The organism is Xenophilus sp. (assembly GCF_044462705.1).
GTDB lineage: Bacteria > Pseudomonadota > Gammaproteobacteria > Burkholderiales > Burkholderiaceae_C > Xenophilus > Xenophilus azovorans.
Genome location: NZ_JBIQNC010000138.1, coordinates 2,901 through 14,091, shown reverse-complemented (window position 1 = coordinate 14,091; position 11,191 = coordinate 2,901). Strand labels below are relative to the sequence as shown.

11 protein-coding genes are annotated in these 11,191 nt (G+C 70.1%); 7 read left to right on the top strand and 4 right to left on the bottom strand.

Going from position 1 to position 11,191, the window contains the following annotated elements:
- Positions 1–60: 60 nt before the first annotated feature.
- Positions 61–1,041, top strand: coding sequence for a tripartite tricarboxylate transporter substrate binding protein (locus tag ACIY1X_RS18385; RefSeq protein ID WP_038200395.1), 981 nt, complete (start codon positions 61–63; stop codon positions 1,039–1,041).
- Positions 1,042–1,058: 17 nt separating this feature from the next.
- Positions 1,059–2,405 (top strand): FAD-dependent oxidoreductase, encoded by a 1,347-nt coding sequence (locus tag ACIY1X_RS18380; RefSeq protein WP_399683225.1) that lies wholly within the window; start codon positions 1,059–1,061, stop codon positions 2,403–2,405.
- A 65-nt stretch (positions 2,406–2,470) separates the two neighbouring features.
- Here the strand turns inward: ACIY1X_RS18380 and ACIY1X_RS18375 are convergent, their stop codons facing one another.
- Positions 2,471–3,175 (bottom strand): GntR family transcriptional regulator, encoded by a 705-nt coding sequence (locus tag ACIY1X_RS18375; protein WP_038200393.1) that lies wholly within the window; start codon positions 3,173–3,175, stop codon positions 2,471–2,473.
- Positions 3,176–3,452: 277 nt separating this feature from the next.
- On the opposite strand from ACIY1X_RS18375, the gene ACIY1X_RS18370 reads away from it, so the two are divergent.
- Genes ACIY1X_RS18370 through ACIY1X_RS18355 form a run of 4 tightly spaced genes read left to right on the top strand, consistent with a single transcriptional unit; the run spans position 3,453 to position 8,504 of the window.
- Complete coding sequence (locus ACIY1X_RS18370) at positions 3,453–4,766, top strand: MFS transporter (RefSeq protein ID WP_399683221.1); 1,314 nt, start codon at positions 3,453–3,455, stop codon at positions 4,764–4,766.
- Between the two features lie 28 nt (positions 4,767–4,794).
- Positions 4,795–6,318, top strand: a complete 1,524-nt coding sequence (gene hydA / locus ACIY1X_RS18365) for a dihydropyrimidinase (protein WP_399683219.1) — start codon at positions 4,795–4,797, stop codon at positions 6,316–6,318.
- On the top strand, positions 6,308–7,696 hold the full coding sequence (locus tag ACIY1X_RS18360) for an amidase (RefSeq protein WP_399683217.1): 1,389 nt from the start codon (positions 6,308–6,310) through the stop codon (positions 7,694–7,696). Before hydA ends, ACIY1X_RS18360 begins: the two co-directional genes overlap by 11 nt.
- Before the next feature lie 52 nt (positions 7,697–7,748).
- On the top strand, positions 7,749–8,504 hold the full coding sequence (locus ACIY1X_RS18355) for an aspartate/glutamate racemase family protein (protein ID WP_399683214.1): 756 nt from the start codon (positions 7,749–7,751) through the stop codon (positions 8,502–8,504).
- Positions 8,505–8,538: 34 nt separating this feature from the next.
- On the opposite strand, the gene ACIY1X_RS18350 is transcribed toward ACIY1X_RS18355, so the two are convergent.
- On the bottom strand, positions 8,539–9,462 hold the full coding sequence (locus ACIY1X_RS18350; protein WP_399683211.1) for a hypothetical protein: 924 nt from the start codon (positions 9,460–9,462) through the stop codon (positions 8,539–8,541).
- Positions 9,463–9,703: 241 nt separating this feature from the next.
- Between ACIY1X_RS18350 and ACIY1X_RS18345 the strand changes: the two genes are divergently transcribed.
- Entirely contained in the window at positions 9,704–10,618 is a 915-nt protein-coding gene (locus ACIY1X_RS18345) for an acyl-CoA thioesterase (RefSeq protein ID WP_399683208.1), read from the top strand.
- On the opposite strand, the gene atpE is transcribed toward ACIY1X_RS18345, so the two are convergent.
- On the bottom strand, positions 10,611–10,853 hold the full coding sequence (gene atpE, locus ACIY1X_RS18340; RefSeq protein ID WP_038200389.1) for a F0F1 ATP synthase subunit C: 243 nt from the start codon (positions 10,851–10,853) through the stop codon (positions 10,611–10,613). The two genes, ACIY1X_RS18345 and atpE, sit on opposite strands and share 8 nt — an antisense overlap.
- A gap of 93 nt (positions 10,854–10,946) precedes the next feature.
- The coding region (locus ACIY1X_RS18335) for an EamA family transporter (RefSeq protein WP_399683205.1) at positions 10,947–11,191 on the bottom strand (245 nt) is incomplete at its 5' end.

Genomic DNA, 11,191 nt, shown 5'->3' with positions numbered 1-11,191 from the left:
GTCGGGTCGTAGACTCGTACATTTCGTCACTCAAGACGCGCTTTCACGCGCACCTCCGCCATGCCTGCATCCCTGAACAAACGCCACGTCCTCCTGGCCGCCGCAGCGGCACTCGCCTGCGCCGCGCTGCCCGCGCAGGCCCAGGGCACCGCCTGGCCCACCAAGCCGATCCGGCTGCTGGTGGGCTTCCCCGGCGGCTCCACGCCCGACATCGCCGCGCGCTCCATCGCCGAACCGCTGGCCAAGGTGCTGGGCCAGCCGGTGGTGGTGGACAACAAGCCCGGCGCCTCCGGCAACATCGCCGCCGACATCGTGGCCAAGGCCACCGACGACCACACGCTGGGCATCGTCATCAACGGCAACCTCACGTCGTCGAAGATGCTCTACCCCAAGCTGCCGTACGACCCGGCGAAGGACTTCACCTACCTCTCGCTCATCGCCACCGCGCCGCTGGTGCTGGTGGCCTCCAACGACATCCCCGGCGGCAAGGACTTCGTCGCCGCCGCCAAGGCCTCGGGCGACAAGTGGAACTACGGCTCGGTGGGCGTCGGCTCGGTCGGCCACCTGGGCATGGAACTGCTCAAGAGCCGCATCCCCGGCCTGCAGGCGCAGCACGTGCCCTACCAGGGCAACCCGCAGGTGGTGACCGCCATGGTGGGCGGCCAGGTGCAGATGGCGCTGGTGCCGCCCGGCATCGCCATCCCGCAGGCCAAGGCCGGCAAGCTCAAGGCCGTCGGCCTGACCAGCGGCCGCAGCACGCTGGCGCCCGACTACGCGCCGCTGGCCGACATGGGCGTGCGCGACCTCAACCTGGAGGTGTGGACCGCGCTGCTGGGCCCCGCCAGCCTCTCGCCGGCGGCAAGCGCGCGCATCACCGAGGCGGTGGCGCAGGTCATGAAGATGCCCGAGGTGCGCCAGAGCCTGTTCGACCGCGGCTGGCAGCCGGTGGGCACCTCGCCCGAGGGCATGCGCCTGCGCGTGCAGGACGAGGCGGCGATCATGAAGAAGATCATCCAGACGCGAGGCATCAAGCTCCAGTGACGGCAGCAACGGCAACGATGCACGAGGCGGCGCGCGCGCTGCCGGTCTTCGGCGAGTACGACCTGGTGGTGGTCGGCGGCGGCCCCGCCGGCATCGCCGCGGCGGTGAGCGCGGCGCGCCACGGCGCGCGCACGCTGATGGTGGAGCGCTACGGCTTCCTCGGCGGCATGGGCACCGCCGGCGGCGTGACCAACTTCGCGGGCCTGTACGGCCGGCGCGGCGGCGAGATGCAGCTGCTGGTGCGCGGCGTGGCCGACGAGCTGCTGGCACGCATCGACGCGATGGGCGGCCTCAACAAGCCGCAGGACGGCATGGGCGGGCGCATCCGCGTGCGCTCCTACGACACCTCCGTCTACAAGTGCGCCGCCGACCAGATGCTGGAGGCGGCGGGCGTCGAGCTGCTGTTCCACGCCTGGGCCGCGGCCGTGCTGATGGAAGGGCCGCGCATCGCCGCGCTGGTGGTGGAAACCAAGTCCGGCCGCCAGGCGATCCGCGCGCGCGCCTTCGTCGATGCCAGCGGCGATGCCGACGTGGCTGCCTTCGCCGGCGTGCCCTTCGAAGTGGGCGACGGCCACGGCAGCGGCCTCTTTCCCACCACCATGTTCCGCGTCGGCCAGGTCGATGCCGCGCCGGCGCTGGAGGCGGTGGGCGAGTTCAAGGCCATCAACGACTGGATCGAGAAGGTCAAGGCCGCCAAGCCCGGCGCCTACCGCTTCGCGCGCGAGGGCGCCATCCTGCGACCCAACATCGACCCGCGCGAATGGCGCGTCAACGTCACCCAGATCCGCAATGCCGAGGGCAAGGCGATGAACGGCGTCGACGCGCGCGAGCTGAGCGCAGGCGAACTGGAAGGCCGGCGCCAGATCGCCGAGTTCTTCCGTTTCCTCAAGGCCGAGATCCCGGGTTTCGCAGAGGCGGCCATCGTCGAGATCGCGCCGCAGGTGGGCATCCGCGAGACACGGCGCATCCAGGGCCTGTACGCGCTGGCGGGCGAGGACATCCTCTCGTCGGCGCGCTTCGGCGACGCCATCGGCCTGAACGCCTGGCCGATGGAGCTGCACGCCGAGGGCCGCGTCGACTGGGCCTTCCCGCGCGATGCCGGCAACGCCTTCAACCAGCTGCCCTGGCGCATGCTGGTGCCGCAGGGCGTGGACAACCTGCTGGTGGCCGGCCGCTGCGCCAGCATGACGCACGAGGGCCAGTCCGCTGCGCGCGCCAGCGGTGCCTGCTTCGCGATGGGGCAGGCGGCCGGCACCGCCGCCGCGCGCCTGGGCGACGGCGGCCGCTTCGCCGGGGTGGATGTGCCCGCGCTGCAGGCCGTGCTGCGCACGGACGGCGCCGACCTGGACGACGCGGCGCGCTGACCCGGGCAGCGCCCGATGCGCTGCCTGGATTTCCCCGGGCGCACGTCGCTTGCCCCCGCGGGGCTTCAGCTGAACACGGCCTCCAGATCGATCTCGCCGTCTTGCGGCATCTCGAGGCGCAGGGTCTTCTCCACGTGGTTCAGGTGTTCCACCATCAGCGATGCCGCCTTGCCTGCATCGCCTGCCTCCAGCGCATCGACGATGCCGTCGTGCTCATGAAATGGGCATGCCGGCGTGCCGGGTGCGTCGTAGAGGGCGATCACCAGGCAGGTGAGCGAACACAGCTCCCGCATGTACTTCTCGAGGAATGCGTTGTTCGCGGCCTGCGCCAGCAGCACGTGGAACTGCCCTGACAGCCGGATACTGGCGCGCCGGTCATCGCGCTCCCGCGCATCCGCTTCCAACGCGATGTTCTTGCGCAGACGCGCGAGCTGCTCGCGGCCGAGCTGGCCTGCCACCTGATGGATCAGCGCGGACTCGACCACGCGCCGGGCGTCGAACACCTGACGGGCCTGGGGCACCGAGGGGCTCGAAACGAACGTGCCGCGGTTGGGCTCAACGGTCAGGATGCTGTCATGTGACAGGCGGGCCAGGGCCAGCCGGATCTTCGTGCGGCTGACCTTGAAGACGGCAGCCAGCTTCTCTTCGACCAGTTTCGTCCCGGGCGGCAAGCGGTGCTCCCAGATCGCGCCCAGGATGCGTTCGCTGATGTCTTCCACGCTGGCGATCGCGTCGGCGTCTTCGGGACTCTTTGCGGTTGCGTTGCCCATCGTCAGAATTCCTTGCACATCACTTGGATTGAAATTGTATGGCGGCTGCGCGGCCAATCTCAGGAAAAGGTGTGATGTCCTGCACCAGAACCGGCCATCGACGCACCGTTGATGCGCAGGATAGGGGTTTCTACTAGAAAGAGTGCACCATACAAATACATTGCTACCGAAATACAAAATATCTCTTGCTTGTATGGCGGATGTCTTCTATCTTCCGCCCGTACCGCGCCAGACGCGGCACCACCCCTCATGCGGAGAACTGCCCATGCAAGCGTCCATGCCCTTGAATGCCAGCACCGATCGGGCCGCTGGCCCTTCGTCCACCCGTCGCGTCGCGGCCGCCAGCCTGGCGGGCACGACGCTGGAGTTCTACGACCACTTCATCTACGGGGCGGCGGCGGCACTCGTTTTTCCCAAGCTGTTTTTTCCGCAAAGCGAGCCGTTGGTGGCCACGCTGCTTTCGCTGGCCAGCTATGGCGTGGCCTTCGTGGCCCGCCCGCTGGGCGCCGCGGTCTTCGGCCACTTCGGCGACAAGCTGGGGCGCAAGTCGATCCTGTTCATCACCTTGCTCATGATGGGCCTGGCGACCTTCCTGATCGGATGCCTGCCCACTTTCACGCAGGTGGGCATGCTCGCGCCGGTGCTGCTGGTGCTGCTGCGCATCGTGCAAGGCCTTGCGCTGGGCGGCGAATGGGGCGGCGCGGCCATCATGGTCAACGAGCTCGACCCCTCGGGCAAGCGCCGGGGCCTTCTCGGCGCGGTGGTGCAGATCGCTGCGCCCATCGGTCTGCTGCTGGCCAACGGCGTGTTCGCCCTGGTGACCTGGCAGGTGTCCGAAGAAGCCTTCCTGAGCTGGGGCTGGCGCGTGCCCTTCCTGCTCAGCGCCGTGCTGGTTGGCGTGGGCCTGTACATCCGCATGAAAGTGCAGGAATCCCAGGTGTTCGAGAAGGAGGCCAAGGGCCGGGAGGAACACGCGCCCATCATGGAAGTGCTGCGCCACTACAAGCCGCAGCTGGCCATTGCCTTCTTCGCGCGCCTGGGCGGCGACATTGCCTTCTACATCTTCACCCTGTTCCTGCTGTATTACGTGCCGGCCAAGATGGGGCTGCCCAAGAGCATTGCCCTCAATGCAGTGCTGTTCGGCGCGGTGGCCCAGATCCTGTTCATCCCGGTGGCCGGCTGGCTGGCCGACCGCATCGGCCGCCGTCCCACGCTGATGATCGGCGGCATCGGCGGAGCGATCTGGGCCTTCGTGTTCATGCAGATGGTGCAAAGCGGCAGCCCCACGGCCATCATGACGGCATCCTTCGTCGGGATGGTGCTGGTGTCGTTCATGTTCTCGCCGCTCGCTTCGTTCCTGCCCGAGCTGTTCGCCACCCGGGTTCGGGTGACCGGTGCGTCGCTGGGCTTCCAATTCGCCGGCGTGTTCGGCGGCGCCCTGGCCCCGCTGATCGCCACCGGGCTGGTGGCGCGTTTCGACAGCCTGACGCCGGTCGCCATCTACCTGGCCATCGTGAGCGCGCTGATCGCCGTTGCCGCCTTCGCGGCACGCGAGACGGCCCATATCGATCTGAAGGATGCCGGCCGTTGATCCGCCGGTGCGCCCAGGGAGGAGCGGCATGAGCACATTCGACACCGTGATCCGCAACGGCACCGTGGCCACCGCCAGCGACACCATGCAGGCCGACGTCGGCATCCGGGACGGGCGCATCGTGGCGCTGGGCCAGGCGCTTTCGCCGGGCCGCGAGGAGATCGACGCGCGCGGCCGTCTGGTGCTGCCCGGCGGCATCGATGCCCATTGCCACCTGGACCAGCCCATGGGCGATGGGCTGCGCATGGCGGACGACTTCCTCACCGGCACGCGCTCCGCCGCGTGCGGCGGCACCACGACCGTCATCCCGTTCGCAGCGCAGGAAAAGGGCCAGTCGCTGCGCGCCGCGGTCGAGGACTACCACCGCCGCGCCGAGGGCAAGTCCTTCGTGGACTATGCCTTCCACATGATCGTCACCGATCCGACGCCCGCGGTCCTGAAGGACGAGCTCCCCGCGCTCATCGAGGCGGGCTACACCTCCTTCAAGATCTACATGACCTACGAGGACATGCGGCTCGACGACCGGCAGATCCTGAGCCTGCTCGCGGTGGCGCGAAGGCACGGCGCCCTGGCCATGGTTCATGCGGAGAATGCCGACTGCATCGCCTGGCTGACCGAGGCGCTGGAAGAGGCCGGCCAGGTGGCGCCCAAATACCACGCGCATGCCCGGCCGATGGCTGTCGAGCGCGAGGCCACGCACCGGGCCATCGCGCTGTCCGAGGTCGTGGACGTACCGATCCTGATCGTGCACGTGTCGGGCCGCGAAGCCATCGACCAGATCCGGTGGGCGCACGCGCACGGCCTGCGCATCTATGCGGAGACCTGTCCGCAATACCTCCTGCTGACCTCCAGCCATCTGGACGAAGGATACGAAGGAGCCAAATGCGTATGCAGCCCGCCGCCGCGCGACCGGGCCAACCAGCGTGTGGTGTGGGACGCCCTGGCGGACGGCCTGTTCACCATCGTCTCATCCGACCATGCGCCCTTCCGCTTCGACGACCCGCAGGGAAAGAAGCCGGGCGGCCGCGAAGTGAACTTCCAGTACATCCCCAACGGCATCCCCGGGTTGGAGACGCGGCTGCCCTTGCTGTTCTCCGAAGGCGTTCGCACCGGCCGCATCACGCTCAACCAGTTCGTGGCATTGACGTCCACCAACCCCGCCAAGCTCTACGGCCTGGCGCCGCGCAAGGGCGCCATTTCCATCGGCGCCGACGCCGACATCGCCATCTGGGATCCGGACCGCCAGGTGACCATTGCCAACGGCATGCTGCACCACGCAGTGGACTACACGCCCTACGAAGGCCTGCAGGTCACCGGCTGGCCGGTGAGCACGTTCGTCCGTGGCCGCCGGGTCTGGGATGACGGCCAGGTGCAGGGACGGCCGGGCGACGGCATGTTCCTGCCGTGCGGCCGCCCCGAGATGGCACGGCCCAAGGTGCGGGACACGGCGCCCGCCGGCAACTATGTGGGCGACCGGCCCGACGCCCTGGGCCGGATCGTTCGCCCCGAAGCCGCGAATGCGCGGGAAGCCAGCAAGCGCCATGCTCCCTGAACTGCTCGACGCGAGGCAGATCGCTGCCGCCTGCCGCGACGGCCGCCTGGACCCGGCCGACGTGCTTCGGGCCTTCCAGCAGCGCATGCACGAGCGCAACCCCGAGATCAATGCGGTGGTGGGCGACCCACCCGCCGACCTGCCGGCGCAACTCGAACACTTGCGGCGCCGCCTGGCCGCCCGGGAACCTCTGCCCTTGGCCGGCGTTCCCGTCCTGGTCAAGGACGTGATCTGGGTGGCAGGGCAGCGCGTGACGCAGGGCTCGCGCCTGTTTGCGGACTTCGTGGCGCCGCGCGATGCCTTGGCCGTGGAGCGGCTTCGCCGGGCCGGCGCGTTGATCGTGGGCATGGCCAACAGTTCCGAGTTCGCCTGCAAGGGTTTGACGACCAACCGCGTCTATGGCCTGACCCGGCATCCGCAAGACCTGTCGCTGACGCCCGGCGGCTCCTCCGGAGGTTGCGCGGCTGCGGTGGCCGCCGGCCTGGCGCCGCTGGCCCTGGGCACGGACGGAGGCGGCTCCAGCCGCCGCCCGCCGTCGCATGTGGGCGTGGTGGGATTCAAGCCCTCCTTCGGCGCCATCGCCGATCCGTTCGGCTTCGCGCATGCCTTCATCGGCCTGCAGACCCTGGCGCCCATCGCCCGCACCGTGGCCGACGCCCGCCTCATGTTCGACGCCATGGCAGGCGTGGACGTGCGCGACCCGCAGACCATCGAGCTGCAACCCGCCGCCGATGCCGATGTGCGCCGGCTGCGCATCGCCTTCAGCCCGCGCCTGGGGCTGGATGTGCCCGTGGACCCGGACGTGTCGGCGTGCATGGAGGCCGCCGTGGAGCGGCTGCGCGGTGTGGGCCTGCCGATCGAGCGCGCGGACCCCCCCTGGCCCCAGGGCGCCAGTGAAGAGGCCCTGATGCCGCTTCAACACGTCGGCCTCGCAAGCCTGTTCGAGAGCGACTGGCGGCGCGATCCGGATGTCTTCGATCCGGACATCGCCCGCCAGATCGAGCGTGGACTGAAGTGGCGTGGCGCCGACGTCGCCCGCGCTCGCGAGGCCGGCTTGCGCATTGCGTTGACGCTCGGCGACTTCCTGCAGCACCACGACTTGCTGGTGTGTCCCACCACGCCGTGCGTGGCGTGGCCCAACGACCGGCCAGGCCCCCGGATCATCGAAGGGCAGTCCGTCGAGCCGCGTGCGCATGCCGTCTTTACGCCATTCATGAACCATGCGATGGTGCCGGCGATTTCCATTCCGTGCGGCTTGGGCCGCGATGCGCTGCCTGTGGGTTTGCAGGTCGTGGCGGCCCGGGGGCGCGACCACCTGCTTCTGGCCGCGGCAGAGCTTTTCGAAGCCGCGTTGCGCCCGCTCACGGCGCGCGGCTAGCTTTTCCCCTCGTCGCGACGATCGCATTCACCACGGAACCACGAGCACGGCCATGCGGATCCTGATCCTCAATCCCAACACGACCCAGGGCATCACCGACCGGCTGATGGGGGCGGCGCAGGCCGTTGCGGCATCCGGAACGGAGTTGGTGTCCATGACGGCACCACGCGGCTTTCCCTACATCGCCACGCGGGCCGAAGCGCAGATCGGTGGCGCGATCGCTCTGGAGATGCTGGCTCGGCAGCACAAGCATGTGGACGCGGCGGTGATTGCGGCATTCGGCGACCCCGGCCTGTTTGCCGCGCGGGAGCTCTTCGACATTCCTGTCGTCGGCATGGCCGAGGCCGCCATGCTCACAGCCTGCATGCTGGGCCGGCGCTTTGCCATCGTGACCTTCGCGCAGGCGCTGGGCCCCTGGTATCAGGAGTGCGTCGAATCCCATGGCCTGACAGGGCGGCTGGCGGGCATCCACATGCTCGATGGCGCCTTCGCGTCCGTGGCGGATGTGCAGGACGAGAAGGAGGAACTGCTGGTCAAGCTCGCCAACGCGGCCGTGCACGAGAGCGAGGCCGACGTGGTCATCCTGGCCGGTGCTCCCCTCGCAGGCCTCGCCAGCAAGGTCAAGCACCGCATTCCGGTGCCGGTGGTCGACCAGATGGCCGCAGCGGTCAAGCAGGCCGAAGTGCTCGCCGCATTGCGCGTGCGCAAAGCGGCCGCCGGAACCTTCCGCCGCCCCAGCGCAAAAGCGACCCTCGGGCTGGCGCCGGAGATTGCCGTTCAGTTCACACCGGAAGGCGGTGCGCCCTGACACGGCGACGATCCGCTTGAAGCGGCCCTCCCCTTCAGCGCGTCCCCGGCTCGTTCGCGTTGTGGATGATCCAGATCAGGTAGCCGTTGCTGAAGTCACCCACGCTGCCGCCGGCGAAGATCAGCCGCCCCTGGCCCTTGTAGACCATCTCGAAGCGGTGGCGGTCGGAGCCGAAGTAGAAGGGGATCCAGGCCTTGCCGGTGATGTAGGCGCCCTGGTCGCTCGGCGGGCCGATCTGGCTGGTGACCTGGAAGGCCGACATGCCGATCTGCAGCTTGGCGAACTTGCTGCCCGGCGCGGGGTTGCCGGTGATCTCGCCCTCGTAGTCGTTCAGGCCCTTCACGGTGCGGCCGCTGCCGGCCTCGACCTTCGATGAATCCACCACGTTGCCGCGCGCGTCCATGCCCGGCTTGCCGGCGCCCACTGTGCCCGCGCCGGCGGCGGCCGCCGCAGGTGCGGCTGCAGGCGCTGCGGCCGGTGCAGCCGCTGCGGCGGGCGCTGCTTCGGCGGCTGCCGCGCAGCGCGCCAGGTCCACGGTGCGCTGCTTGCCGGCCACGCGTACGGCGCGCACCTCGGTGGTGACGGCGCCGCCGCGGAAGCCCCTGTCCGTGGCCAGGCAGCGGAAGCTCACCGCGTCGCCTTCGGCCGAGACCCAGGTGTTGGCCGGCGCCCTGCGGTTGGCCGGGCGCTGCAGGTCCAGCGCCACGGTGCTGCCCACCAGTTGCTGGCGCACTTGGGCCAGGCTGCTGCCCTCGAAGGCGCCCGCCACCTCGGCGTAGCCGGGCGTCGGCGGCGGTGCGGGCGGTGCCGGGGGCGCGCTGGCGGCGGGCGCGGGGGCCGCTGCCGGGGTGCCGGCGGTACCGCCGCCGGAGGTGGAGCCGCAGCCGGCCAGGAAGACGGCGCCGGCCGCCGCCAGGGCCAGGACGGACAGGGAAGGCGAGGAGCAAGGTGTCTGCATGATGGGCAGGAAGGAAGGGCCGAAGGGACGGCGCGCCCGGCAGGCACGGCCGCGGTGGAGTGCGGCATTGTGCCCAAGCAGGCGCGTTCTGCGTGCCCCCAAAGGGCCGGACTGCGCCCAGCCCGCCCCCTCGAGGGGGCAAGAAAACCCGGGGTGGCCCGGCGCTTCCTGAGCGAGTGCGTGACAGCGCGCCGGCACCACCTTTGCTATGTTCCAGGGTTTCCCCGAATCCGCCGCACCGATGACCGACGCCCCCACCACCGCCTGCCTCGTCGACGACCTCGTCGCCCTGATGCGCCTCGCGCCCGCCGGCGAGGACCGCTTCCGAGGGCGGAGCGAGGACATCGGCACGCCCAACGTCTTCGGCGGCCAGGTGCTGGGCCAGGCGCTGATGGCCGCCAGCCTCACCGTGGAGCCGCAGCGGCCGGTGCACTCGATGCACGCCTACTTCCTGCTGCCGGGCGAGCACGCGCCCATCGACTACAGCGTGGACCGCGTGCGCGACGGCCGCAGCTTCACCACCCGCCACGTGCTGGCGCGGCAGAACGGCCGGATCATCTTCGAGATGGCCGCCTCCTTCCAGACGCGCGACCCGGGCGTGGAGCATCAGGAGCCGATGCCCGCCGTGGCCGGCCCCGAGGGCCTGCCCAGCGAGCTGGAACGCCGCGTGGAGGCCGGCGACCGCCTGCCCGAGCCCTTCCGCGTGAAGGCCACGGTGCCGCACGGCATCGAGTACCGCACGGTGGAACAGGACGACCTGCTCGCCCCCGCGCCGCGCGAGGGCGGCTGTGCCATCTGGATGCGCGCCGTCGCCCCGCTGCCGGACGACCCGGTCGTGCACCGCGCCCTGCTGGCCTACGCTTCCGACCACGGCCTGCTGCGCGCCGCCGCCGTGCGCCACGGCCTGAGCTTCCTGGCCGGCCATGTGCGCGCCGCCAGCCTCGACCACGCCATGTGGTTCCACCGCGACTTCCGCTTCGACGACTGGCTGCTGTACGTGGTGGATTCGCCCAGCGCCAGCGGCGCGCGCGGCCTGTGCTTCGGCCGGGTCTACACGCGCGATGGCCGCCTGGTGGCCTCCGCCGCGCAGGAGGGCATGCTGCGCGTCACCGATCTCGCGCCGGCCGGCGCGCGGTCGTCCGTCATCGTCACTTGAACGGGCTGGCCGTCGCGAACCACAGGCCCACGCCGGTGGCGATGATGAAGGCGCCGTCCGTCACGCCGGCGGCCAGGAAGAACTTGCCCTGCAGTTCCTGCATCAGGTCCGGCTGGCGGGCCGAGCCCTCGATCAGCTTGCTGCCCAGGAGGGCGATGCCGATGCACGAGCCCACCGCGCTCATGCCGATCAGCAGCGCGACGGCCAGGGGGAGGATGTCGAAGCCGGTGCCCATGATGCTGTTCTCCTTCGGGGTTGTTGACGTTGCACCGACTGTCGCGCGGCAGCGGCAGCGCGTCGATGACCCCCAAGGTCATGGGCGGCGCGCTCAGCCGGCCGGCGCCGGCGCGCCCCGGGCGGGCGCCAGCACCGCCGCGATGGCCACCATCATCAGCAGCACGGACGCCCAGTCCTGCCAGTGCAGCACCTCGCCCAGCCACAGCGCGCCGCTGAACACGCCCAGCACCGGGATCAGCATCACGCTCAGCGTCGAGGCGATGGGCGGCAGGCCGCGCGCCAGCGCGAACCAGGCCGCCTGCGCGAAGCCGAAGATCAGCACCGCGTTGTAGAGGA

Excerpts from the sequence above, each read along its gene's own strand:
- ACIY1X_RS18355 (WP_399683214.1), top strand. The coding sequence starts at position 7,749 with ATGCGGATCCTGATCCTCAATCCCAACACGACCCAGGGCATCACCGAC.
- ACIY1X_RS18370 (WP_399683221.1), top strand. The coding sequence starts at position 3,453 with ATGCCCTTGAATGCCAGCACCGATCGGGCCGCTGGCCCTTCGTCCACC.
- atpE (WP_038200389.1), bottom strand. The coding sequence starts at position 10,853 with ATGGGCACCGGCTTCGACATCCTCCCCCTGGCCGTCGCGCTGCTGATC.
- ACIY1X_RS18360 (WP_399683217.1), top strand. The coding sequence starts at position 6,308 with ATGCTCCCTGAACTGCTCGACGCGAGGCAGATCGCTGCCGCCTGCCGC.
- ACIY1X_RS18350 (WP_399683211.1), bottom strand. The coding sequence starts at position 9,462 with ATGCAGACACCTTGCTCCTCGCCTTCCCTGTCCGTCCTGGCCCTGGCG.
- hydA (WP_399683219.1), top strand. The coding sequence starts at position 4,795 with ATGAGCACATTCGACACCGTGATCCGCAACGGCACCGTGGCCACCGCC.
- ACIY1X_RS18345 (WP_399683208.1), top strand. The coding sequence starts at position 9,704 with ATGACCGACGCCCCCACCACCGCCTGCCTCGTCGACGACCTCGTCGCC.
- ACIY1X_RS18380 (WP_399683225.1), top strand. The coding sequence starts at position 1,059 with ATGCACGAGGCGGCGCGCGCGCTGCCGGTCTTCGGCGAGTACGACCTG.
- ACIY1X_RS18375 (WP_038200393.1), bottom strand. The coding sequence starts at position 3,175 with ATGGGCAACGCAACCGCAAAGAGTCCCGAAGACGCCGACGCGATCGCC.
- ACIY1X_RS18385 (WP_038200395.1), top strand. The coding sequence starts at position 61 with ATGCCTGCATCCCTGAACAAACGCCACGTCCTCCTGGCCGCCGCAGCG.